Source organism: Methanolobus sp. ZRKC5 (assembly GCF_038446525.1).
Classification (GTDB): Archaea; Halobacteriota; Methanosarcinia; order Methanosarcinales; family Methanosarcinaceae; genus Methanolobus.
Window position 1 is genome coordinate 556,881 of the sequence record NZ_CP151792.1, and the last position, 24,248, is coordinate 581,128.

Genomic DNA, 24,248 nt, shown 5'->3' on the forward strand with positions numbered 1-24,248 from the left:
GTGTGCCAGAAGGCATCTATACCTTATTTTTTAATTGTTCCAACTACAGAGTAATTATCCAGTGCATCAGTCTCATGGGGAGCTTCCATGTCCAGAGATTCAGTAAGATCATTTCCTGCTTCATGCAAACCCATATGTTCTCCATCGTCCCAGAAGTCACTACCACTTACATCATAGACTTTACCGTCGTAGACAACATATGTTTTTTCGCCATCTTTACCATTGTACTTTGCAACTTCTTCCAATGTGAATTCCTGCATATCATCACCACTTATACATTTAATTTTAAACTTATATGCTTTTGGGTCTTGCTTTCATATTCCATTGATTTAAAATGACCGACAAATTGTTTAATGTTTTATAATACATCCCCCATCAGTACCCATTTTTTCGAAATATTGTTGATGGTATTCCTCTGCACGATAAAATACTCCTGCAGGTAGTATCTGGGTTACAATCTCCCCATTATATTCTCCGGACTTTTCCAGATGCATCTTTGATGCTATAGCAACATTCCTCTGTTCAGCATTATGATAAAATATAGCAGAACGATATTGTGTACCGACGTCAGGCCCCTGTTTATTAAGAGTCGTGGGATCATGCAACGCCCAGAAAAGTTCCAATAACTTTTCGTAAGATACAACAGAAGGATTAAAAACAACTTCTACAGCTTCAGCATGACCAGTTGCTCCTGTACATACTCCTTTGTACGTTGGATTTTCTGTAGTTCCACCGGTGTAACCCACCTGAGTGAAGCCCACACCCTTTACTTTTCTAAATGTCGATTCCACACCCCAGAAACAACCTGCTGCAAACGTTGCTATTTCGTAGCCTTCATTAAGTAATTCTTCCCTTGATTCCATCGCATCACCTATAGAACTGGCAGACACTATCTTTGGTAAGTCACATGATATGCCTGCATAAACAAAAGTCAGTAAAAACAATATTAATATAGTTCTGGTTTTTACATCCTGCATTAGCGATAAAGACCTGCCCCTGTTAAAAACTGGGATTCCATACGGTATAAATCTTTCTACTACAGAATAACTCACTAAAAATTAGAAAGTATCTACTAGCAACCAACTACCTCTTTTTTGATAGATTCATAACAGTTCTCAAATATGTTCTGGCAACCTTCTACTTCCAGAACCTCAAAGTCAAATATCTCTGCAAATTCAGCCACTTTTTCATCAAAATTATCTGTATGTAATAATCCAGTTCTGATCTTGGCAACCCGCTTGTATCCAGTAATTTCATTGACCTTTCGAAGCATCTTAATCGTTTTTTCAGGCTTTTCTGGATCAACTCTCATAATCTCCCTCCAGGTGTGTGCAAACATGGGTGTAAACAGAAATGTTCCCTTATCACTGAACTTCTTGAGAGTCGAAAGATATTCACTACAGCCACCCAGAGTAGCACCTACACAATCATCAACTGTCCGTGTGTCATCCTGAAGTATTCTCACAGGACATGATTTTTCAAGATGCTCGAAATCTGTTTTAATCTTATCGAATACGTTTCCACAAAGTCCGTAAAAGAGGAGAATGCCGCTGGAATACTTACTTAGCTTTTCAAGTAATTTGTACACTTCTGTTTTAAGTGTTTTAGGAAGCTCATGCAATGCAAGCTCAACCATGTACACCATTACAGTATAGCTATGAGGATCATTCTTGTAAGCTTCAGTATCCACCGGAAGTTTGTCGGGAGATAGGAGCTGATAGCTGAGACCTACCTTTTGTAGTTTGGAAGTGAAATCATCCTCCTGCCCATTGGCAACAACCAGTATGTCATCTACTGAAGAATCATTTTCCAGGATGTGAACAACTTCGTCTTGTAGGATCTTACATGATAGTATTGTCAACAATGGCATATTATTACCTTATTCACTATTTGCTATTCATTCTTTTGCATTTACAGATAAACAAAACTTACCGCAAAAGCCGCGACTCCGGAAGGTATCCCAACAAACAGCGAAAAGAAGATCTTATCCTGCAGGACCTGGGTAACAAGTACAGTTACCAATATGAAAATAACAAGACTTATTATCACGATCTTTGCAATTTGCATCTGTTGATCCCACACGAACTATTTACACTGGTTTATTAAAAATAGTAGCATTCTAATAGAATGAGAAGTTGACGCTCTTTAAAAGTACATTTGTTATATAATTTGCAAAAACTCGAAGGTGAGAACGTGGAAAACGACTCTATGGAAAATAAACTAATTATCCGGCAGACAAATGAACGTGATATTCCCCTCATTATGGACTTTGTACGGTCACTTGCTGAATTTGAAGGTCTCGGAGAACATGTCCTTTCGACGGAAGAAAGTCTTCATACTGCCCTGTTTGGAAAAAGACCGTATGCTGAGGCGATAATAGCTGAGCTTAACGACAAACCTGCAGGCTTCATTATATTCTTCCATAATTTCTCTTCCTTTGTTGGTAAACCCGGTTTGTATATCGAAGACATATTTGTCTATCCAAAATTCCGCAGTATGGGTGTTGGAAAAGCACTTGTGCTCCGTTGCGGACAAATTGCAGAAAAACGTAACTGCGGAAGAATAGAGTGGAGTATGCTCGACTGGAATCCTGCAAAAGAGTTCTATGAACACTTTGGTGCTAAAGTCCAGAAAGAGTGGATCATATACAGGTTGGACGAGCAGGGCATAAAAGACCTTGCAGGAAAGAAGTAAACGAATTACTTCAATATCCTGCCATCATTTTTCAATTATAGGACATTGCTTTTTGTCATGTGACCTATAGTATTTTGCTGAGGAAGGATTGTGTCCGCTCATGCTGGGCATTGGAGAATATTTCATCAGGCGTTCCCCGTTCAACTATCATTCCATCATCCATGAAAAGAACTCGGTCACCAACTTCCCTTGCAAATCCCATTTCATGAGTGACAACCACCATTGTCATGCCTGCCTGTGCCAGATCTTTCATAACACCAAGAACCTCTCCCACCATCTCCGGATCGAGTGCTGATGTTGGTTCATCAAAGAGCATAAGCTTTGGATGCATGGCAAGAGCCCTTGCAATTGCAACCCTTTGTTTCTGCCCTCCTGAAAGAGCTGATGGATACACATCTGCCTTGTCTTCAAGACCCACTTTCTTCAGCAGGTCAAGAGCACGTTTCTCAGCTTTCTCATTTGAGAGTTTCCTGACCTTCATTGGTGCCATGGCAACATTCTGAAGTGTGGTTTTGTGGGGAAAAAGATTAAAATGCTGGAATACCATGCCAGCCTCCTCACGTATCCTGTTAATGTTAATATTTTTATCAGTTATCTTTTCATTATCAATGATAATTTCACCTGATGTCGGCATTTCCAGAAGGTTAATACACCTGAGGAAAGTACTTTTTCCTGAACCTGAAGGACCTATAACGCAGACTACTTCGCTTTCTTCTATATCCACAGAGATGCCTTTCAGTACTTCAAGCTCTCCAAATCTCTTGTAAAGGTCTTTAACTTCTATCACTGACACCAAGCCTCCTTTCTGAATATGCGACTACGCGTGATATTACGATTGTCAGTATCAGATACATCAATGCCACGGCAATATACACCGGAAAAGCTGCAAATGTCCTGGAAATGTATAACTGTCCGGTCTTTAGCAGTTCATGCACGCCAATTACAGCGAGAAGTGACGAATCTTTTAAAAGAGCAATGAACTCATTCCCAAGAGGAGGTATTATTCTCCTGAATGCCTGTGGAAGGATAATCTCTTTCATTGCCATCCTTTCATTCATACCAAGTGAGCGTGCTGCTTCCATCTGTCCCCTGTCAATGGATTGTATACCTGCACGTACGATCTCTGCAATATAAGCTCCACTGTTTATACTGCATACAATAATACCGGCAAGTATCGGATCTATCTGCAATGGATTCCCCGTTGCATTTGAATAAAGACCTGGAATACCATAGTAGAATAATAATATCTGTACCAACAGGGGAGTTCCCCTTATAAAATCAATATAAACAATGCTTGGATATCTGAATATTCTTTTTTGGGACAACTTGCCAAGGCCGCTGATCGTACCAAGTATCATTCCGAAAAACAGAGAGAAAGATGTTATCTCAATTGTTATCATTGACCCTGCTATCAGGTCAGGTAAGACTTTGATGATGTGTTCCAGATATGTAGATAAAAGGGACAAGGATATTACCTCGGTTTTTTGTAAAAATAATCAGTACATTATTCTGAAAGTAGGCACACATGAACGACATATAAATATATCGCTACAGATTTTTTCGTTTTTCGGCAGGAGAAAATATAAGAAATAGTGAATATGCAAATGGGAATTGCATATTCAGAATATTAAAGTGTTTAGAAATAGTCTCCCATTATCTGGTCGTATGTACCATCTTCCTGAACGTTAGCAAGACCTGCATTGAGCATTTCAAGAAGCTCAGTATTTCCGTTCTTTACTGCAAAACCATAGGAATCGCTCTGTATATCGTCATCGACAATCTTTATTACACCAGGATTCTGGACCATGTAAGATTTTGTAACTGGCAGGTCATTTATCATGAAATCTGCACGTCCGCTCTGGATGTTCATAACAATGTCACTAACATGTGCAAGATAAATAATTTCGTCAATTATGCCTTCTGCTTTGAGTTCATCAGCTTTCAAAGCTCCTGTGGAACCTTGCTGAACTACAGCAACCTTACCCTGAACATCATCCAGGCTCTTGATCTCCTCGTTATCAGCAGCAACAGCAAGGGAAAGACCTGCATTGATGTATGGTTCACTGAAGTCTACAGATTCTTCTCTTTCTGCAGTAATTGTCATACCAGAGGCTATTAAGTCGATCTGTCCTGACTGGAGGGCAGGGATAAGTGCATCAAATTCAAGATCCTTCCATTCTATTTCAAAGCCCTGATCCTCTGCAATTGCATTGATAAGGTCCACATCAAAACCTATGATCTCATTGCTGTTGTTCGCATCTGCATATTCAAATGGTGGGAAATAAGGTTCTGTTCCTACAATATAAGTTGTTACCTCAGCTGTTTCTTCAACCATCCCATCATCTGCACTGTCTTTTTCTGTGCTGTCAGCACATCCGGAAACGGCGACTAGTCCTAGCATTAATATTCCTATTATTAAAAAACTCATTATTTTCTTCATTATTGATCTTCCCTGGACAATTATCTATATTTTATATAGTAACTATAGACCAATACCCATAATTGAGCAATCAACTTAAGGTTTTCTATTTTAAGTTCGTAACCTATCAGCAAAAAACAGTATGAATAAGCGGATTTAGTAGTTAAATGAATAAATTTTTATTTTAGAAAATAATTAAAGAGAGGAAATAAAAAAATACCAAATGAAGAAAAAGATGTTTATCATACATCCTGACAATCACGTGAATTTACATTCAGGAAGACTGCCAGGGCATGATGTTATCTTAAATGAATTTACTCTGCTGCTGTTTCGTTAGCAACTTCTTCTGCAACTTCTTCTGCAACTTCTTCTGCAACTTCTTCTGCAACTTCTTCTGCAACTTCTTCTGCAACTTCTTCTGCAGTTTCCTCTGTTGCATCTACATCTTCAGCAACATCTTCTGCTACATCTTCAGCAGTTTCCTCTGCTGCATCTACATCTTCAGCAACATCTTCTGCTACATCTTCAGCAGTTTCCTCTGCTGCATCTACATCTTCAGCAACATCTTCTGCTACATCTTCAGCAACATCTTCTGTTGTGTCTGCACATCCTGATACGGCAACAAGTCCAACCATCAGGAAAACCATGAGTAAGCTTAAAAATTTCTTCATATTAAATCTCCAATTACTATATTTCTATAGCCCTATATATTCTATAGACTCCTGCGAATTGACTATAAGTTACTTAAGTTTTTCTATTCATGACGTTTCTTGATATCATATTTTAATACAAAGAACATCGCGGTAAAGACTAAGAAAAATATTTATCCTCACAAATCCTGATTACATGCCAATAAGTAAAACCAGTATCAACATGCAAATAAAATGGATAAATGGATCTGATGATTTCAGTGATGCCTACAAAGTTCGCAGAGATGTTTTTGTAATTGAACAGAACATCGATGAGAATCTTGAACTCGATGAATATGATGTTATATCCCTACATCTTGTTGTATATAATGATAAAATACCGGTTGCCACAGGAAGGATATTTGAGCATGATGATTCTTTTACTATCGGAAGGATATGTATAATTAAAGAATATCGCAACCGGAATATTGGAAAATTGCTGATGAAAAATCTTATAGAAAAAACAATTTCAATGGGAGCTAAAGAGCTTCATTTGTCATCACAGCTATATGCTACAGGTTTCTACAAAAAGTTTGGTTTTAAAGAATATGGAGAGACTTATGATGACGCAGGTATCGAACATATCTCAATGATCCGAAAGACCAGCGGACATAAATAAGAAAATTAAAAAGAATCATTTCAATCCCTTTTATTCAATAAAAACCATTGCCGCTATGACTGACGTCCACTTTCCTTCCTTGTCACCATTTGCTGTCTGACAATAGTGAGTTGTATCTATTATATGTCCGCTTGCTTTGTAGACCTGTTCTCTTTCATGCCATGCACAGTCAGCATCGAATTCAATTCCCAGAGTAGTTGCAAGCATTGTTGCCGCCAGATCTTCAGCATACTCTCCTGCTGTGAGTTCATCCTCACCAAAAGTATGGTGTTCAGAGATATAGCCATAGTTATTCTCATTTACCGGAACTGCTGTGCCAACAGCTGCTGATATAAGCCTTTGTGTTTCATTCGTCTCATTGCGTGCAAGAACACAATGTACGATCTCTCCTGCAGGCAATTGTTCAATTCCTTCATCCCTGGACACCCGTTTGCAATTGGGTGGAAGTATACTGGAAACGGTGACAAGATTGTATTTTTCTATTTTAGCATCGCGCAGTGCCAATTCAAAAGATGCTAACTTGTCTTTGTGTACACCAACACCTTTAGTCAAAAAACACTTTTTTGGAACCATTTTAATCATCGCTTTATATGTAGTTTTAATCTGGATTTCAGAGAATTATCGTTTTTCATGCTCTTATGCATAAACTAATCTTATCGATTTCACAATTAATACTGAAAACGTATTCTCGTATAATAACATTATGAGTGCTTAAATTTAATTGAAGGCTTAAATTTAATTAAAAAACAATTTTGCAAACATAAGATTTAAAATAAAAATGGAAAATATTTCCCGTGTAAATTTAATGTAGAATTAAATATGAGATATTTTAAAGTGCAATATAGTCTTTAAAGGATGAATTCATTAATAACTGCGGAGCCAGTCAAAAATGGAAATTTCCCAACTGATCAGCAAAATAAAATCTTCAAGGAAATATGAAGGACAGATTACCCATATTGAGGACGTGCCCACCAGAGAAGCAGAATACAGGAATATAGAACTCAATCCGCTGATCAGATATGCTTTGAACGAAAATGGAATTGAACAACTCTATGCCCATCAGGCTGAAGCAGTTAGCACTGCACGGGAAAAGAAGAACATTGTTCTTTCCACCAGTACTGCCAGTGGCAAATCCTTATGCTACATGCTACCTGTTTTTGAGCGTTTGCTGGAAGAGCCACATGCCACGGCACTTTACATATCACCCCTAAATGCCCTTGTAAATGACCAGCTTGACACTTTCAGGAAACTTAGCCACACAATGAGATTGAATGTGAATATCGATAGATTCGTTGGTTCCATGAGCAAGGCTGAAAAAGATAACGTAAAATACGGAAATACCAAGATAATTTTTACAAATCCCGAAATGCTGCATTTGAGTTTCCTGCAATGGAAACATCAATGGAAGCATTTCCTTTCGAATCTCAACTTTATAATCCTGGATGAAAGCCATTCATACAGCGGAGTCATGGGAAGCCATATGGCAAACCTGCTAAGACGACTGAACCGTATTTGCGAACACTATGGTTCAAACCCTCAATATATATGTTGCACTGCAACCATCGGAAACCCGGTTGAACATAGCTCATCACTTATAGGAAAAGATGTCAGCCTGATAGACAATGACAGTTCCGGACAGGGTGCTCAGAAGTTTGTTTTCTGGAATCCTCCACTTTATGTGAAAGCCAGGAACTTCACCCAGAGAAAAGCCAGCTTCGGGGAAACAGTAGACCTTTTCACAACCTTTGTGCAAAGCGACCTCCAGACAATCGTTTTTGCAAGGTTGAGACAAAAGGTTGAGAGGATGTACGTCCAGGCAAAGAACACACTTGCCAGCAGAGGAATAGATAAAAAAATCAGCTCTTACAGAGGAGGCTATCACGGTGATGAACGTGAAGCTATTGAAAAAGAGCTTGCACAGGGAAACATTGAAGGTGTGATATCCACCAACGCTCTTGAACTTGGAATTGACATCGGAGGACTTGATGCCTGTATCATGGACGGATTCCCGGGAACTATTATGAGTGCAAGACAACAGGCAGGACGAGCAGGTCGTGGAAACCGGGAAAGCATAGTCACCCTTGTTGCAGATTCCAATGCACTTGACCAGTACTACATGAGAAATCCCGAAGACTTCTTCAGACGAAATTGTGAGGAAGCAGTTATCAATGTCTCGAACCGCTACATACAGGCAGGGCATTTGCTCTGTGCTGCAAAGGAGATGCCACTAAGACCTAAGGACAGCGAATATTTCGGTGCTGAGTTTGAGACCATCGTTGAAGTACTTGAAGAAGAAGGATTGCTGGAAGGAATTGATGAAAAGAGGTCGCTAGACCCTACTCCACATATGAAAGTTTCCATCCGCGGTATTGACAGTGACAGCTATACTATTATTGACAAAACAAGCAGAAGACCTCTTGAAAAGAATATAGAGAGACTGCGTGCCTACAGGGAAGCTTTTGAAGGTGCGGTGTACATTAACAAAGGTACTCCTTACTGTGTTACAAAACAGGACCATGATAAAAGAGAGATACATGTTGAGAAGGCGCAGGATGGCTACTATACTAAATCCCTTGTATCATCGGACATAGTCATCAGAGAAGTTGTTGAAACAAAAGCTCTGGCAACATTTCCTGACGTAAAGGTAGGGTTTGGGGATGTGGATGTCACCCAGCAGGTTACGGGATATAAAAAAATTCAGCAGCGTACTGACACTGAGCTTGGACAGTTGTCCCTGGATATGCCGGAATTTAGGTTGGAGACCGAAGCCCTGTGGCTTGAACTACCTTACATGTTCACCGAATTGGTAAACGAACACGAACGTGATTTTGCAGGCGGTATACATGCCATTGAACACGCAATTATAGCAATGTACCCGCTGCACCTGCTGGCTGACAGGAATGATGTAGGTGGTGTTTCCACACCAGAGCATGATGATCTTTCCGGAAAAAGCGGGATATTCGTGTATGACGGACACCCCGGCGGTGTGGGCTATGCTGAAAGTGGCTACGGTAAAATCGTAGAAATGCTGGAAGTAACCTTAAAGTCTATTGAAAGCTGTCCTTGCATCGAAGGTTGTCCATCGTGTATTCAGTCGCCAAAATGTGGAAACAACAATAATCCCCTTGACAAGGATGCAGCAATAATCATGCTGAGGAAGATGCTTGGTAAACCTGCCTACATTCCTCAAAAAAGAAAATCTCATGCTAAATCTGAAAAACCAGAGAGACGTGCAACCATTGCACCCACACCTACAGAGCGAAAAGACAAACCATTTGACCATTCTGCTGCGCTTAACAGAGCAAGAAGAAAACTCAGACAACGTGACAGGAAAAGCGCATCTGAATGGGTACAGGAAGGCATTAAAGCCGGAAAAGAGCAGAATGATCAGGAGCTGGCGTATGAGTGTTTTGAAGCGGCCTTGCAATTGCAGCCTTCTAATGCCACTGCCCTTATGAATAAAGGGATAACCTGTCTTCGTCTTGGTCAGAACCAGATGGCTTTAACGTGTTTCAACAAACTGATCAGCATGGGCTATGCTAAAAGCGTGGTCTGGAAGCATAAGGGTATTGCCTTGCATCGACTTGGTGATCACAGGGGAGCTGTCGAGATGTTCGATGAAGCATTAATGGAAAAGCCGGATGATGCAAAGTTACATGAACTCAGGAAGAAAGCGATTAACAAGATGAAATAAAATATTTGGCATTGTTAATTAAACATAGCTAGTTCTTTATTCCTATATTTCATCAAGAGCAAAACGGAGATTTTTAGCATTTCAAGACTTTTAGTATAACACTTTGACTTTCTCCTTAGTCTTGCCAGGAAATGCCTAAATATGCTGTTGTATCCTTCAACAGTATATGTTTCTGCTTTTGATCGAGTATGGATGTTTCTGGGGACTAACTTGGCATATGCCCTCCAATAATCCGTCATTACTTCCCCAACCTCTTTTGTCTTTAACTTTTTCCAGAGTTTTTGTCCTGTTTTTGTTCCTCTGCTGCCAAAAGAGCAATCGATGAATTTCTTCCCATATCTATCAACAGCAATCCATATCCAGCAGTAGTTTTTTTATTCCCAATATAAGTATGCATCTCGTCCAATTCCACAACAGAAATCTCATTTTCACTTTTTAGATCCTCTAATTCACTACCAAATTTTCGAATCCATTTTTGAACAGAAACATGACTAACGCCCAAAAAACGTCCAATTGAACGAAATCCCAACCCCTCCAGATAGAGTTGTAAAGCCTGTCGCTTAACAGATACGGGGCTAGCGGTGGATTTTATATCTACTGAATAGTTGTATCCACAATCATGGCATTTGTAGCGTTGTCGACCATCAATCCTACCGTTCTTCTTATGACTGGAACTCTTACACTTTGGACAATTCATATATAAAAAGAGGCCATCATATTATATAACGATGTTTAATTACCAAAGCCAAATATTTTTATAAATATTCAGCCCAAAATGTATTTTTCAAAACAATCAGTACTGCCATAAAAAGAAAGGTTGAGCCCAAATAACGAGCTCAAAATAGTAAGTATTATTCGACAACTTTAATGTTAAAAGTCAGTGCCTTGCCAGCGAGTGGATGATTCATGTCAAGTGTGATGGTTTCATCATTGACTTCAGTTATCTTTGCAGGCATCTGCTGACCGTCAGCAGTTCCTACCATTATCATCATTCCTTCGGTGATCTCTGCATCAGCCTGAAGTAGTGAACTTGGAACTGTCTGCATGAGAGCCGGATTTGCCTCGCCATAGGCTTCACAAGCCTCTACTCTGAACTTCTTCTCTTCCCCGACTTCCATACCTCTTACAGCTTCCTCGAAACCTGGTATGACCTGCCCTGCACCTACAGTAAATTCAAGAGGTTCGTCATGATTTTCAGAACTATCAAAAACAGTACCGTCATCAAGTGTGCCGGTATAGTCTATCTTTATTGTATCTCCGTCTTTTATTGCCAAAATATCAACTCGGTTTATAAAAAAACAAGTTCCCACTCATTTTTAGCCATTTGACGGGGGGACATTACTTAGGTGTTTTGGTGATATCCATAATGTCATCTGCTCCATGAAAAGCTCTAAAATACCATAAATTATGTGTACAGAATTCCGAAAATACCACTCGTTGTTGCTGACATCTTATTCAATTCTCGAATAGTATTAAAATTATTTTTGTAACTATTCAGCCTGGCACGATTTGCCTATTGGTACTGATTTCATCGAAATAGAGATGTCTGCTCACTAACAATCTAACAATCAAAAAAGCAATCAATAGCAACAATCAAAATAAATGATCCTAATGAAATTTACGTTTCAACTTTTTGTCAAGATTGTTATTGATAGCGTTTTTATCAGGCTGAATAGTTACTTATTTTTTACATTTAACCCTAATATATCTGTAACTACTTGATATTAATTTCAAAGTTAACGGTGCAACATACATGTATATAGTTTAATAATATATATGCCACTGCGATATAAACAGGTGGATTTATTCCATTTAATGTAGGTGATATATTTGAATATACTTGAAAAATTAAACGACATCGGAATGTCAAAAAAACTACTCGGAAGTTATGCATTACTCATTATTTTTATGCTGCTGGTCGGTTATACAGGATACAGTGGAATTTCAATTGTTAATGAACATTTGGATGAAGTCTTATCAGAGCATGTTGTTTCTGCAGATTCTGTAATGGAAATGGATCTATCATTATGGATGGCAAGAGATGCAGGCGCATCATATGCATTAGGCGAATCAACCGCAAAAGATGATTTTGTAGAGGCCACACAAACTTTTGATGAACACACAGGAACTCTGAGTGCATTAAATCTGGACGAAGAGGAAACACAGGATCTGGAAAACATAGTTGCTCTTAGAAATGATTTTGAAACTGCCGGACTTACTTTTTTCAAAACTGTAGATGAAGCAGGAATGAGCGAAACCGACATTCGTGTTTCAAATGCCATGGAAAACTATGATGCTGCCGGAGTAAAGCTTAGTGCAGCTCTTACTGAATTTGAAGAAATGCAAGCCGTGGAAATGGCACAGGCTGAAGTTGAATCAGAGGCAGCATATGCTAGTGCAGTAAGATCCATTTTTGGCCTTATTATAATATCTGCTATTCTCGGTTTAGTCATAGGTGTCACTATCTCCAGGTCCATAACGACACGACTGAATGGTTTACTCGACGTATCTAACAAGATATCTAATGGTGACCTAACAACAAATATCACTGATACATCTAAAGATGAAATTGGGCAGTTATCCGATTCAGTAGGAATTATGGTCAGTAATTTGAAATCACTTGTTGGCGAAGTTAAAGAAAGTTCAAAGACTCTTTCGTTCACATCACAGGAAATGGCAGCATCTTCTGAAGAGATATCCGCTAGCACAACCCAGATATCAACTGCAGTTTCCCAAATTTCAGAGGGAGCTTTGATGCAGTCAAGTAAAATAGAAGACGTTTCCGAAACAATAAGCGATATGAGTATAAGTGTACAGGATATCGCTACAAATTCACAAAAAGCAGCTGAGAGTGCAGTTGAATCGAACGACCTGATCCAGAGTCTTGGAGATGTGGCACACGAACTTATTCTCAAAATGGACCACATTAAATCTGCTTCAAATGAATCATCTGGTATGATTGATGAACTTAATGAAAAGTCCTCGAGAATTGGAGAGATTGTAAGCTTTATAACACAAATTGCAGATCAGACGAACCTTCTTGCACTAAATGCAGCCATCGAAGCTGCACGAGCAGGTGAACATGGTCGTGGATTTGCAGTCGTAGCAGATGAAGTACGCAAACTGGCAGAGGAATCTGCAACATCAGCCAAGCAGATATCAGGTTTGATCGAGGAAATGCAGGAAGGTACTGGAAATGCGGTTGAATCCATGAAAAAAGGTGGAATAGAAGTTGCAAATGGATCAGAATCCCTTGAAAAAGCAGTGTCTTTGGTTGAAAAAGTGGTTGAATCCGGAAAGCAAATAACAGATATGGTCAGTGACATTGCGGCTGCTTCAGAAGAGCAGGCAGCATCCATAGAAGAAACAACTGCTTCTATTGAAGAAGTATCTGCAGTTGCAGAGCAATCTGCTGCCGGAACCCAGGAGACAATGGCATCTGTAGAAGAACAGACAGCCTCCATGGAAGGACTGGCTCACTCATCCCAGAGCCTGGCAGAAATGGCGGAACGTTTGCTAGTTGTTGTATCAAAGTTCAAGCTGGACGAAGATGTAGAAACTTTAGTTAAAAACCCTTCTCCCATGGCAAAAATCGCAGATTTTGAACCTGAAAATAAGCAAGGTCCCTCCATTGCCGCCATATAAGAAAGAAAATTAGAGAAGAATAGACTATTAAGCACTTGCAGCTCTCCCAAAGAGCTGCTTTTTATTTATACCCACTTTTTCTAAAAATAATCTATTTTGTCAGTCAAAACTAATTTTATAGTTATTAACCAAACTATTAATACTAATTGAGTATAACAATACTGTATGGCTAAACCCGAACAAATTCCGATAAAGCATCATCTTTCATCAGAAGAATTGCTTAAACATATTAAGTCATTAGAGAAAGACACACGAGTTCTACAACGTTTATATTTTGTTAAACATCGTTATGAAGGAGCTTCTGTTAATGAAGCAGCTAAACTTGTAGGGATATCAAAACCCGTTGCATATCAATGGCAAGAGCGGTGGAATCAAGACGGATATGAAGGATTAAAGCCTAGGTTTTCAGGAGGATGTCCTTCCAAACTCACTGATGATCAAAAAGAAAAACTAAGGGACATGTTACATGAAAGAGATGATTGGTCTACAAAAGAAGTTCAGGAACTCATTTATAATGAATTTAAGGTTCAATACACCATTAAGCAAATACTAGTGATCTTGAAGAAGTTTGGCATGCATCATGCCAAACCATATGCGCATGATTATCGAAGACCACAAAATGCAGAAGATTGTTTAAAAAAAACTTACCGTTAATCGATGATGATTGCGTTATCGGATTTCTTGATGAATCATCTCCCCAAACAACATCAAATACGGTTCGTTTATGGTCTTTCAATAAACCTGCCATCTTCAAAAACACAACCAGGATAAAAGCAAACTCCTTCGGTTTTTATGCATTGAATGGTAATTCTGTTATTGATTTCAAAGAACATTCAACCAAGGAGGATGTATGTTCGTTTTTATCAGCTGTTAAAAACAATAACATGGGAGAGAGAATCGTAATTATTCTCGACAATTTTAGATCACATCGAGCAAAATATACAGTGGAATTTGCACAGGCAAATGATATTGAATTGGTCTATTTACCTCCATATTCACCCGACTTGAATCCAATCGAATTCATCTGGAAAAGTGTCAAAAGAATTATTTCTCGCAATTTTGTGAAAGATCTGGATCATATGAAAAATCTGATTGCTGAGGCGTTTATTGATTGTTCATCAAAGATTAGCTTCGCAAGAAAATGGATTGAGACATTTCTGGATGATAAGTTAAAAATGTTAAGTTAGTAACTATAAGTACATATTTTTCATGTAAAACCTTACGTATCAAACATTTTTCCCTTAAAATTAATGCCCTTATGCCATACCTGTAGATAATTTATTGATATGGCCTTCATTTTCGCCAGAATAGTATTATATCGCCAAATTATCCAATCCCCGGTAACCAGAATTAGAAAAAATTCATACTAATAAAGGACATAATACTATCAAAAAAGATAAAAAAAATAGAGAGGATTTCGATATTCCCTCATTTTAGATCATTAAAGTATTCAAACTCAATTATATCCTCTCATTTTTTATCATTTTGTTTATTTCTCTTCATTAATCCTTATTTTTAGTATAGCTCCCGCTATCCTAAATTACTCCTTTGGTTTTTAGTGTCCTCAATTGATGCAGATTAAAACAAAAAGCTGTCATCAACATTTTTGCATTCACTCTTTCTACAGTTGTAACAAGAACCTTTCTGGTTTTAAATATTTCTTTTGTCACTGCATACACTCTTTCGCAAGGGACTCTTTTCACACTTATTCTTTCATTTCTGAGGATATCCATTATTCCTAAAGGATGTCCTCTTACAGCTCGTTGCATTGTTGCTGCAAAACCTTTTGCTATTGCTCCAAAATATCCTTTATCTCTATACACCACTTCACCCTTTTCAGACAGATCAACCTGTGAATCGTGAAGTGATGCAGTTGTTGTCTCAAATCTTCTGATTAGTTCATAATCCTTATCAATAATTGTATGAAGTTTGTATCCAAAGTGAGATTTACCATTTTTCTTAGTCCAGGTTCCATCTTTGCTTCTTCTTGTTTTCGCATCTTTTCCTCTGAGTACATCTGCTTTTGCATGTCCTGGATCTGAGTGAATAAAAGTTGCATCCTGGATCATTCCTTTTTTAATCTTCAAACCAAGAGCATCAAGCTGATTCTGCATTTCATCCCACACCGCTTTTTCTTTACCATTGTCGATAATTCTCTTCCTGAATGACCAGACAGTTGTACTGTCTGGTACATATTCAGGAAATCCCAGGAATTTCCTAAAGGATATCCTGTCAATACACTGCTTTTCAAGCTCAGCATCAGAAAGACCATGCCATTGTTGCAGAACAAGCATCTTGAACATTACAATAACATCAGCTTCAGGCCGTCCGCCTGAAGCTGTTCTGTTTATGTACATTGACTCCAGAATAGGGCGAAAAGGCTTCCAATCTACTAAATATTCAATTTCAGCAAGCTTATCTCCGACAGATTGGAGACGCTTATATTCTTCATTTAAGGCAAAATCAGTAAAAGAATCCATAATAGTAAATTTGCTTTGCTATTATTTAAATTTTATTAAATTGTATGAGTATTGATGGTAGTTTATCGAAATCCTCTGTAGTCTAAACCACATATTTCAATGTGATGACTCGGGCCATTTTTTCAATATATTCATCCCTTGCCTTGACCATAGCCAGAAGATTCCTCAAAGGCATTTCAGGAGCTATACCACAGCCAGGAGCAAGTACATCAATATTTGTATCCAAGCATTGGAACGCCTCTTTTCTAACATCTTCTGGTGTCTTTGCATACAGAGTGTCTGATGTAGAAATATTTCCAATTATTGCTGTATTGTTTCTGTGTGCATAATCAATCACATATTTAAGATCCTTCACATTTTCTTCGATGCTTATAGCACTAAAACCACACTCAAGTATGTCTGGTATAATACTATCCACTTCCCCACATATGTGAAGTATACTGTGACCTCTTATGCTTTTATTGAACCTGATCAATGCAGGTTTTATAATTTGCCTGAATGCATCAGGACCTATCAGCTTCGGAGAAGACAGAGCATCTGCGATCACCACTGCATCTGCACCTGAAAGAAGATAGGCATTGGCACAAATTATGCAGGTATCGATGCATTTTTCGATGATTGTTTTTGCAATTTCAGGTTTCTTTAAAGTCAGCTTCAGAAACAATTTCATCCCGCAAAGATAAGAAGCAAGATCAGCAGGACCTTCAATACCTGCAACTAAAGGCACCTGTAATCCCGAATCGTTCTTGAGAAGGGAAATTGCATCCATTACAACAGCTATTCTTCCCCGTTCCAGCAGATCAGCGGGTATCTCAAACTCTTCAGGACTTTTCTCAAATGGATGGGTGAGCACTGCTGGTGTTCTTGCCTTTGTGCCTGGATCTATCTGACAGCCAAGTGCCTCGCCAATCACCGTCACATCAAATGGAATACGTATGACCTCTAACTTTGCATCCGTGTGTAAGGAAGCTGCTAGTTTTGCCATTTGTTCCGGATTCCTGTCGGCTTCAGGCCTACAAGCCCCGGAAATGTCCATCAGGTCAAGTATTCCTGCTGTTGTGACCGTGCCTACAAGAGGAGTATCAACTTTTTTTCCATCAAGTATATCCTGGAATTTTTTTGAGATATTTGATGTTGATTTGCTAATATAACACCCTCCTTTTAAGCCACATGTAATTCCGGAATCTGCCTTGTGATCCTAAATGATGTTCTTATGTTCTTCACTTTAATAATGATATGGTCATAGGAACTCGATACTGACGCTTCCTGAATCTTTGGCAAGGTTGCCCGACATGAAACTTGCTTCGATGCAACAGACATGCATCACTGCACAGGGTACAAGACATGTAGAAGAACACCTGGCCTCTTTAGCCTTTTCCATTATAAGATTATCTTTTATATCAAAAAGATCCATCATATCTACTTCCAGATGAGATGTCTTTTTGATTTTCTCACATTGAGTATCAATGTCCACAATTATCTTTTTACCATCCTTTCTCCCCTTGATGATATGGGTGAATCCGCATATCTTGGAATTGACTTTCACTTCTGTCATTGAGATTCTCCTGGTTTATGCCGAAAGACCTGAAAGTGGTCTTTCGTCCATTATCTTTATTTCCTTGTAGTCAATTGCATGTACCGGACACGCATTTACACATCTCTTGCACGCCGTTCCCAGACATTTCAGGGTATTGTACTCTGCAAAGAGAGCATCATCAGCTTTTATAAATATTGCTTGTTCAGGACATTCTTTTTCACATCTGTGGCACATTATGCATCCAACCGCCAGTTCTTCAAGAGTGACACCTATGTCCTCTATCACTTCTACCCGACCTGTACCCGTCTCACTGATATCTTTCCGGACTCTTTTCTCAATGACCGGATCTTCAACGGGATCTGGCAGTTTAGGCAATTTATATACCTTCAAAAGTTTCCGGTATATTTCCATGGACATACCCTCTGTCCAGTATCCTAATTCACATACGTAAAACTTTTTGAAGGTGTCACTGGTTGCCATCATAAGATGATCCGCCTTTATATTTTCTGCTAATTTTATCAACAAATCAAGTTTCACCTTTTCAAGAACTATATCCCTTGCAAGGGACAAGGACGTGTTTCCAAATTGCACTGTTTTCTTTGTAAAATCCGGACATGATCCTATATTTCTTGCTTTGATAGGATCAACATAGGTCCCGGAAGCACCGCTCATATACATGGTTTCAAGGTCTTCATAGGCAATCCCGGATTCATGTATCAGGGTCAACTGAGAAGCCCTTATAGCACCTATTGCTTTACCTGCTTCTATTATATCCTTTTCTGAAACCTCAATATCGTCACCCAGTATGATCTTCCCGTACTTTAGTTTAGGTGGACTGATTATAATCCCTGTTTCGATTGCAAGAGACAATATGGAAATAAGACCGGTGCCTGTGATGCCATCAGGTACGGTATCCGATCCTTCAAGTATCATCCCACTTATCGGATCTATAAGATGTCCTTTTACAGTTTCCATGTTCTCATCCAGTACAGATATTCTCCAGAAACCATTTTCCAGATTAACATCTGTGATCGCTCCCGGAGCTGCAAGCATGCCACAACCTATACCCTGTCCTTCTATGGCAGGTCCGGCTGCAGCACTCCCTGTGATGATTCGGCTGCCTATCTTTATGGCCATCTCCGCGTTCGTTCCATAATCTGTTACAAGAGTTGGTTCTTCCTGTTCGAGAAAATCAGTCTCCACCATCATGGCAAGTGCGTCAGCACCGATCTCATGCTCAATAGCAGGCGGAACGATAATCTCACAATTCTCAAGGTTTAAAGTTCCATGGAATATATCCATGGCCGGGAATATCCGGCCATCACGTCTTACGTTATCTATGCCCAGTCTTTTTCGCATGTTTTCCCCTGCATAGGCCAGATCGCGTATCTCCGAATTCTGGAAAAGGGAGAGTTGTATCGGGTTACCACAGACAGCCATCTTTAATATCTGCGATGGATCTACATTGAATCCGTCAATCATTTTCCCGACAGCATCTATGATGATATTGTGTGCCACATCTTCTCCGATAGATATGGCAAAGTCAAGATGATCCGTCACATTCCCACCTGGCAACGGATGCTTCATTGTCATTGAAGTCTTAACAATTTCCTTTGTTTCTAGGTCTATCAATTGCGCCCTAAAGCCGCTGGTTCCCACATCTAATGCTATTCCGTACATTTTAATTCCCCTGATTAAAATAAGATCTCATTGATTCCCAGAGAATTTCCATCTCTTCCTGAGGTGTATTCAGTGGTATCTCACATCCGGTGGATAGTATAAATCCCTTATCAGGAGCTGCATCCATACAACTCTTTACTTCGGCAGCGATATTGTCGAACCTTCCTGAATTGAATGTATAGGGATTGATATTTCCCATCAGGCATATACCTGAATCATTGAAGTCTTTGAAATCCCTGAAACAATATCTTTCACTGCAACCAATGTGCTTATGGTTGTGGAGTTTCACGCAATCTACCCCATACTTTTTCCCGAGTGCCTCCACATTTCCGAAGAATAAATTCAAAGCATCGGGTTCAAGAGCCAGTTCCAGTTCATGGAATGCATGGTTTGCACAGTTATGCGATATTACATAAGCTCCTCTATCCTGTATGTGTGAATATAATTTCTTAGAATACTGAAAACCAAATTCCTTTGCCATTTCCAGACTGAAAAGATCAGAAGTGCTGCCGCCGTTCTCAATAAATGCACCGTCTGCGCCTGCATCAAGCATCATATCTGCAAAGGTTATGCAACTATCAGTAAGGACATCAAGCAGTGCATGAAAATTATCCGGATTCTTCATCATTTCAATGAACATCCTGCTCCCTTCCATTAACTGGGAAGCAAGCATGAGAGGAGTAAGGAGCGCACCGCTTATGAAAACCTCATCTCCAAGCTCTTTTTTGAGCAAGGATATGGACTCTACAATGGTCTGTACTCTTTCTGAGCGTTCTATGGCAACCTGATCTATATTCTCATATTCTTTTGCAGACTTTAGAGGAAAACGGACTATTGAAGGATAAGCATCTTTCTTGATGTTTATTTTCGCCCCAAAAGCCTCAGCTTCCACTAGCAAACATCCCCATGGAGACATTACATTGTCATGGTGATACATTTCCCTTGCTAATATCTGTGCTCTGGCAATGCCTTTTGCAGAATAGTAAACATCCTCCATGCTTGCATTCATCTGCTCAAGCACCGCATCACCAGCGCCGAACCACAAATAACCCAGTGGTGTTCTGTCCACTTCTTTTAATTCAAGAGCGTTGATAAAACGCTCATTTGAAGTCATCTCATCAGGCATTTAACTCCCCCATCAGGACTTTTTCAATACGATCCTATCAATTCTCAACATATTGCTTACAGCCTCGGTAGCCGCGATAATAGCCATTTGTTTAATGCTGAAAGAATCATATACTGGAGGGTTATTGGCAACGACATTTCGTGTAAGATCAATTCTGCTGTCGATTCCCTTATTATAGGAATTGAGCATTTTCGTTATCACATCCACTTCATTGAGACCCACGTTTCGTGCGAGTGTTCTGGGAATCTCTTCAAGGGCGTTTGCATATTCGATAACTGCGAGTTGCTCTTTCCCTTCAATGGTGGAAGAATACTGCCTGAGCATCTGTGAGAGCACAAATTCGATATCCCCTCCCCCTCTGACAGCAAGAGGATTCTTCAGTATGAATGCAGCATTATTGACTGCATCATCTACTGCTTCCTCGATCTTTTCAAGACCATACCTGAAAGGCTCCCATATCATGATCGTGGATATCAGCTGATCACTGACAGAAAGGAAAAGGAAATGCTCCTCGTTTCTTTTTTCGACCTTCGCCTCATCGGCAAAACCCAGATCATGAGGGAGTATATCATCCCTGATGGAAAGAATGCTTGCACCTGTTGCCTTTGAGACCATCTCCATATCCCTTATCTTCAGTTTCTGGAAAAGCAGGATACCATGTTTTGCAAGTGATGCTTCAACAGATTCATCCACATCTCCTTCACAAAATACAAGGTTAGCCCCGGAAGCAATTATCTTCTGTGACATGGCTTTCAGATTTCGTTCCTGTCCATGGAAGATAAGCCTTGGATCGCCGAGATCATCTATTCTTAGATTGCGCTGGGAATTTATGATCTTGCTCTCAAATTTCACATTGCCATTAATCATAAGGACGCTTGCATTTTCCAAATGAAAAGGCATGTCAGATCTTGCAGGTCTTTCATCCAGGACCATTCCTGAAATAGATTCTATAGATGGGGCACCTACCTTTTTTATAACTTTGACATAATCGTTTAGATCTATGTGACCATCACCATAGGTATCCCTGATCTTTGAAAGTGTCTTCAGAACGATATCAGCTATTATCCGGGCCTGATGGGGTTCAGCCCCTTTACTCAGGCTGGCATTCTCTATGACAGAATGAAGATCACTGTCAGAACTTATCCGAATACTCTCATAGTTGAGGATATCGTACACTTTGTTCAGAGCAAGCTGGTATCCTTTTATGATAGTTGTTGGATGCAGGCCATAATCCACGAGTTTAGCAGCATTCTCGATAAGAGAAGCAGCGATTATCACTGCGGTCTTTGTACCATCACCACATACTCTGTCCATGGACATGGCAAGTTCTTTGAGGGATGTGACCACAGGATGTAACACATCGATCTGTTCGATTATGGTCTTTCCGTCACTTGTCAGGTAAACGTCATCTGTAGGACTAATTATTATCTTGCTCGATCCACAGGGTCCAAAAGAGGATATAAGTAGATCCTTAATATCCCTGGAAGCATGTAGCATCTCGTATATCAGACCATCTTCTTCAACATCATCCTTGATTCCAATACGATTGCGCACACTCTGACGCAGAGCATCCATATTATCCAGTGCATTCATAGTGTTCATGTTTCCTGCATTCATATTTCCTGCATATTCCAGTGAAGTGCTCATATTACCCCCTTAGGGGAACCAACGGCTACCCCTACGATCTTTGTCTCAAGGGGCACTGTTCCAATACTCCCGATATTATTACATTCAAGATCGAACCTTACATTATCCATACTTAATCCGTAGCCGGACATATACTCTGAAACTGTGCTGTTGACAAGGGAATTGGCCATGTCAAGAGCACCCTGATAATCATCGAACATTTGTCTTCCTTTTTCAGAGAATAACAGATACTGTGAACTGCCCGAGCCTGCTGGCCTTATCAGTACTTCTTCCCTGTAAACCACATTACCGACAAGGGCACCTACAGCATTACCCACTTCATGGTACTGCGGAAGCCTTATGTCCGCATCAATGAAATATTTCATATCTTTCAAATATGGAGCTACCGGAGCACCCACCATTACCACGGGGGTCTTTATCGTGAATTTCATTAGTTCTGTGCCGCTCAATATTTTTTCCAGATCTGTTTTCTTCACTTTGTCTGCACAGTGTGCAATGAGATTGAGTACGATCTCTCTGGCAACATCTTCTTTGAGTTTGGCGCAGAGATCAAAGGGTTCCATAGAAGTGTATTCTGAAAGGATCGAGGCCCCAAGCATCGATGCACTGGAATCCCATCTTGTATAGGCACCGGTAACATGCAGGACATCGGTCGGGGTGAAGCCCACTTGTTTTACATATCTTTTCTGTATGAGCTTTCTCAGGATACCTTCGAACATCAGAGCATGTTTATTTGTCTTAGAGGCAATATCCGATATAGAGGATGGTTCGTCTGTAATTGCATCGAATATTTCCATCTCTTCTACCTCAAGTTCAGAGGTTGGCAGGGAATGAGATTTTGCTCCATTGGATATGAAGAATGTTGTTGGCTGGATGATATCGTTCATTATGCGACTTGAAATCTTTTCAGCATTCTGCAATTTCCTTACGATGGACGGGAATTCAGTAGCACAAAGACATAGGGGTATGACCCTGTTAGGTCCGATATGCGCTTTTTCCTTCATCCATACATGACTGTCTCCTCCAATGGCAGAAGTGTTCATTTTAATAGCTTTGACCATTGTATCCCAATCACCGACAACAGCACCGGAACTGCTGATGGCAGGCATGCCATCAAGGATCATAGAAATATCCGTACTTGTACCTCCAACATCTATGGTCAGGCACTCCTTTAGACCTGCTAGATGTGCAGCGCCCAGCAGGCTCGCAGCAGGTCCGGAAAAAATGGATTCAACTGGTTTTTTTAGTGCCTCTTCGATCCTGACAAGCGATCCGTCACATCTCATCATCATTAAGACCGAATTGATGTTCTTATCCTGCATCACTGACCTTACAGACCTTATGAACTGGTCTATTACCGGAATCAGCTGGGCATTAAGAAGTGCTGTCAAAGTCCTTTCGTAAGCTCCAAGTTCCATGGAAAGTTCATGTCCGCAAACAACAGGGAGATCTGTCAGCTCCTGGATCATCTCTTTGATCATCAGTTCATGTTCCGGGTTGCGTACTCCGAAATACGATGATACAGCAAAGGAAGATACCTTGCGTTGATTCATTGTAACAAAATCTTTCACATTCTTCAGGTTGCCCAGTGGTTCTGCTTCATTTCCATCGGCATCATGACCGCCTTCTATGGAAAGGATATGATCTGTCGGAATTTTTCGGGATATATTATAGCCAATAAGTATGAGACCTGCAGGGTACCCTTTATCCTCCAATGTGGTGTTGGTAGCGAGTGTGGTGGATACTGAAGTGAATCTCACATTAGCAAGATATTCGGCTTTAAGGCCATCAATTGAATTTATTATGCCCTTGATCAGATCAGGGTAAGTAGTAAGCGATTTGTTTGAATCTATTATTGATCCATCTTCAAGATCCATGATTACGGCATCTGTATATGTGCCGCCAGTATCTATTCCAAGCCCGAGATTCATTGTTATCACCTTTTGTATGGAGGGTTTATGTGGAGGTGGAGTGGTTTGCCTCTTCTGTGGAGATAGGAGGTTTACCACCCAATGGAT

22 protein-coding genes and 1 pseudogene are annotated in these 24,248 nt (G+C 39.9%); 5 read left to right on the forward strand and 18 right to left on the reverse strand.

Features of this window, described 5'->3' with window-relative positions:
* Positions 1-23: 23 nt before the first annotated feature.
* The 4 genes from WN948_RS02475 to WN948_RS02490 form a co-directional block, all read right to left on the reverse strand.
* Positions 24-260, reverse strand: coding sequence for a cytochrome b5 domain-containing protein (locus tag WN948_RS02475; RefSeq protein ID WP_342305416.1), 237 nt, complete (start codon positions 258-260; stop codon positions 24-26).
* 90 nt (positions 261-350) lie between these two features.
* Positions 351-863 (reverse strand): peptide-methionine (S)-S-oxide reductase MsrA, encoded by a 513-nt coding sequence (gene msrA / locus WN948_RS02480; protein WP_342305417.1) that lies wholly within the window; start codon positions 861-863, stop codon positions 351-353.
* A gap of 209 nt (positions 864-1,072) precedes the next feature.
* Positions 1,073-1,870: a DUF1638 domain-containing protein gene (locus WN948_RS02485; protein ID WP_342305418.1), complete on the reverse strand. Its 798-nt coding sequence runs from the start codon at positions 1,868-1,870 to the stop codon at positions 1,073-1,075.
* Positions 1,871-1,911: 41 nt separating this feature from the next.
* Entirely contained in the window at positions 1,912-2,067 is a 156-nt protein-coding gene (locus WN948_RS02490; RefSeq protein WP_342305419.1) for a hypothetical protein, read from the reverse strand.
* A gap of 126 nt (positions 2,068-2,193) precedes the next feature.
* Here WN948_RS02490 and WN948_RS02495 point away from each other — a divergent pair, with 126 nt between their 5' ends.
* Positions 2,194-2,694 (forward strand): GNAT family N-acetyltransferase, encoded by a 501-nt coding sequence (locus tag WN948_RS02495; RefSeq protein ID WP_342305420.1) that lies wholly within the window; start codon positions 2,194-2,196, stop codon positions 2,692-2,694.
* 64 nt (positions 2,695-2,758) lie between these two features.
* Here the strand turns inward: WN948_RS02495 and WN948_RS02500 are convergent, their stop codons facing one another.
* The 4 genes from WN948_RS02500 to WN948_RS02515 form a co-directional block, all read right to left on the reverse strand.
* A complete protein-coding gene (locus tag WN948_RS02500) occupies positions 2,759-3,487 on the reverse strand; it encodes an amino acid ABC transporter ATP-binding protein (protein WP_342305421.1) in 729 nt (242 codons plus the stop codon).
* Positions 3,468-4,160 carry an amino acid ABC transporter permease gene (locus tag WN948_RS02505; RefSeq protein WP_342305422.1) on the reverse strand — a complete coding sequence of 231 codons (693 nt, stop codon included), beginning with the start codon at positions 4,158-4,160 and terminating at the stop codon, positions 3,468-3,470. The genes WN948_RS02500 and WN948_RS02505 overlap by 20 nt, the downstream gene beginning before the upstream one ends.
* Positions 4,161-4,330: 170 nt before the next feature.
* Positions 4,331-5,095: a basic amino acid ABC transporter substrate-binding protein gene (locus tag WN948_RS02510; protein ID WP_342305423.1), complete on the reverse strand. Its 765-nt coding sequence runs from the start codon at positions 5,093-5,095 to the stop codon at positions 4,331-4,333.
* A 332-nt stretch (positions 5,096-5,427) separates the two neighbouring features.
* A complete protein-coding gene (locus WN948_RS02515) occupies positions 5,428-5,784 on the reverse strand; it encodes a hypothetical protein (RefSeq protein ID WP_342305424.1) in 357 nt (118 codons plus the stop codon).
* Positions 5,785-5,959: 175 nt separating this feature from the next.
* Here WN948_RS02515 and WN948_RS02520 point away from each other — a divergent pair, with 175 nt between their 5' ends.
* A complete protein-coding gene (locus WN948_RS02520) occupies positions 5,960-6,421 on the forward strand; it encodes a GNAT family N-acetyltransferase (protein ID WP_342305425.1) in 462 nt (153 codons plus the stop codon).
* 30 nt (positions 6,422-6,451) lie between these two features.
* On the opposite strand, the gene WN948_RS02525 is transcribed toward WN948_RS02520, so the two are convergent.
* Positions 6,452-6,994 carry an arginine decarboxylase, pyruvoyl-dependent gene (locus WN948_RS02525; RefSeq protein WP_342305426.1) on the reverse strand — a complete coding sequence of 181 codons (543 nt, stop codon included), beginning with the start codon at positions 6,992-6,994 and terminating at the stop codon, positions 6,452-6,454.
* Between the two features lie 316 nt (positions 6,995-7,310).
* On the opposite strand from WN948_RS02525, the gene WN948_RS02530 reads away from it, so the two are divergent.
* Positions 7,311-10,115, forward strand: a complete 2,805-nt coding sequence (locus tag WN948_RS02530; RefSeq protein WP_342305428.1) for a DEAD/DEAH box helicase — start codon at positions 7,311-7,313, stop codon at positions 10,113-10,115.
* Between the two features lie 14 nt (positions 10,116-10,129).
* Here the strand turns inward: WN948_RS02530 and WN948_RS02535 are convergent.
* Together WN948_RS02535 and WN948_RS02540 are read right to left on the reverse strand one after the other, a co-directional pair.
* A protein-coding gene (locus WN948_RS02535) for an IS1 family transposase (RefSeq protein WP_342303728.1) occupies positions 10,130-10,812 on the reverse strand; the annotation gives its coding sequence in 2 pieces (ribosomal slippage) (positions 10,130-10,483 and positions 10,486-10,812; 681 coding nt in all).
* Positions 10,813-10,966: 154 nt separating this feature from the next.
* Positions 10,967-11,389, reverse strand: coding sequence for a peptidylprolyl isomerase (locus WN948_RS02540; protein WP_342305429.1), 423 nt, complete (start codon positions 11,387-11,389; stop codon positions 10,967-10,969).
* A 556-nt stretch (positions 11,390-11,945) separates the two neighbouring features.
* On the opposite strand from WN948_RS02540, the gene WN948_RS02545 reads away from it, so the two are divergent.
* Both WN948_RS02545 and WN948_RS02550 read left to right on the forward strand, forming a co-directional pair.
* A complete protein-coding gene (locus WN948_RS02545) occupies positions 11,946-13,760 on the forward strand; it encodes a methyl-accepting chemotaxis protein (protein WP_342305430.1) in 1,815 nt (604 codons plus the stop codon).
* Positions 13,761-13,925: 165 nt separating this feature from the next.
* Positions 13,926-14,947 (forward strand): annotated as a pseudogene (locus WN948_RS02550) (IS630 family transposase).
* A 348-nt stretch (positions 14,948-15,295) separates the two neighbouring features.
* On the opposite strand, the gene WN948_RS02555 reads toward WN948_RS02550, so the two are convergent.
* From WN948_RS02555 to WN948_RS02585, 7 genes are all read right to left on the reverse strand, one after another.
* Positions 15,296-16,240 carry an IS5 family transposase gene (locus WN948_RS02555; protein ID WP_342303665.1) on the reverse strand — a complete coding sequence of 315 codons (945 nt, stop codon included), beginning with the start codon at positions 16,238-16,240 and terminating at the stop codon, positions 15,296-15,298.
* Between the two features lie 82 nt (positions 16,241-16,322).
* Complete coding sequence (mtaA, locus tag WN948_RS02560; protein WP_342306523.1) at positions 16,323-17,417, reverse strand: methylcobamide:CoM methyltransferase MtaA; 1,095 nt, start codon at positions 17,415-17,417, stop codon at positions 16,323-16,325.
* A gap of 63 nt (positions 17,418-17,480) precedes the next feature.
* On the reverse strand, positions 17,481-17,795 hold the full coding sequence (locus WN948_RS02565; RefSeq protein ID WP_342305431.1) for a hypothetical protein: 315 nt from the start codon (positions 17,793-17,795) through the stop codon (positions 17,481-17,483).
* Positions 17,796-17,810: 15 nt separating this feature from the next.
* Positions 17,811-19,457 carry a methylamine methyltransferase corrinoid protein reductive activase gene (locus tag WN948_RS02570; RefSeq protein WP_342305432.1) on the reverse strand — a complete coding sequence of 549 codons (1,647 nt, stop codon included), beginning with the start codon at positions 19,455-19,457 and terminating at the stop codon, positions 17,811-17,813.
* Position 19,458: 1 nt separating this feature from the next.
* Positions 19,459-20,583, reverse strand: a complete 1,125-nt coding sequence (locus WN948_RS02575) for a uroporphyrinogen decarboxylase family protein (RefSeq protein ID WP_342305433.1) — start codon at positions 20,581-20,583, stop codon at positions 19,459-19,461.
* 12 nt (positions 20,584-20,595) lie between these two features.
* Complete coding sequence (locus WN948_RS02580; protein ID WP_342305434.1) at positions 20,596-22,230, reverse strand: TCP-1/cpn60 chaperonin family protein; 1,635 nt, start codon at positions 22,228-22,230, stop codon at positions 20,596-20,598.
* Complete coding sequence (locus WN948_RS02585) at positions 22,227-24,161, reverse strand: hydantoinase/oxoprolinase family protein (protein WP_342305435.1); 1,935 nt, start codon at positions 24,159-24,161, stop codon at positions 22,227-22,229. Before WN948_RS02585 ends, WN948_RS02580 begins: the two co-directional genes overlap by 4 nt.
* Positions 24,162-24,248: the final 87 nt, after the last annotated feature.

Excerpts from the sequence above, each read along its gene's own strand:
- WN948_RS02555 (WP_342303665.1), bottom strand. The coding sequence starts at position 16,240 with ATGGATTCTTTTACTGATTTTGCCTTAAATGAAGAATATAAGCGTCTC.
- WN948_RS02510 (WP_342305423.1), bottom strand. The coding sequence starts at position 5,095 with ATGCTAGGACTAGTCGCCGTTTCCGGATGTGCTGACAGCACAGAAAAA.
- WN948_RS02475 (WP_342305416.1), bottom strand. The coding sequence starts at position 260 with ATGCAGGAATTCACATTGGAAGAAGTTGCAAAGTACAATGGTAAAGAT.
- WN948_RS02520 (WP_342305425.1), top strand. The coding sequence starts at position 5,960 with ATGCCAATAAGTAAAACCAGTATCAACATGCAAATAAAATGGATAAAT.
- msrA (WP_342305417.1), bottom strand. The coding sequence starts at position 863 with ATGGAATCAAGGGAAGAATTACTTAATGAAGGCTACGAAATAGCAACG.
- WN948_RS02515 (WP_342305424.1), bottom strand. The coding sequence starts at position 5,784 with ATGAAGAAATTTTTAAGCTTACTCATGGTTTTCCTGATGGTTGGACTT.
- WN948_RS02490 (WP_342305419.1), bottom strand. The coding sequence starts at position 2,067 with ATGCAAATTGCAAAGATCGTGATAATAAGTCTTGTTATTTTCATATTG.
- WN948_RS02585 (WP_342305435.1), bottom strand. The coding sequence starts at position 24,161 with ATGAATCTCGGGCTTGGAATAGATACTGGCGGCACATATACAGATGCC.
- WN948_RS02570 (WP_342305432.1), bottom strand. The coding sequence starts at position 19,457 with ATGTACGGAATAGCATTAGATGTGGGAACCAGCGGCTTTAGGGCGCAA.
- WN948_RS02530 (WP_342305428.1), top strand. The coding sequence starts at position 7,311 with ATGGAAATTTCCCAACTGATCAGCAAAATAAAATCTTCAAGGAAATAT.
- WN948_RS02525 (WP_342305426.1), bottom strand. The coding sequence starts at position 6,994 with ATGGTTCCAAAAAAGTGTTTTTTGACTAAAGGTGTTGGTGTACACAAA.
- WN948_RS02575 (WP_342305433.1), bottom strand. The coding sequence starts at position 20,583 with ATGCCTGATGAGATGACTTCAAATGAGCGTTTTATCAACGCTCTTGAA.
- WN948_RS02580 (WP_342305434.1), bottom strand. The coding sequence starts at position 22,230 with ATGAGCACTTCACTGGAATATGCAGGAAATATGAATGCAGGAAACATG.
- WN948_RS02485 (WP_342305418.1), bottom strand. The coding sequence starts at position 1,870 with ATGCCATTGTTGACAATACTATCATGTAAGATCCTACAAGACGAAGTT.
- WN948_RS02565 (WP_342305431.1), bottom strand. The coding sequence starts at position 17,795 with ATGACAGAAGTGAAAGTCAATTCCAAGATATGCGGATTCACCCATATC.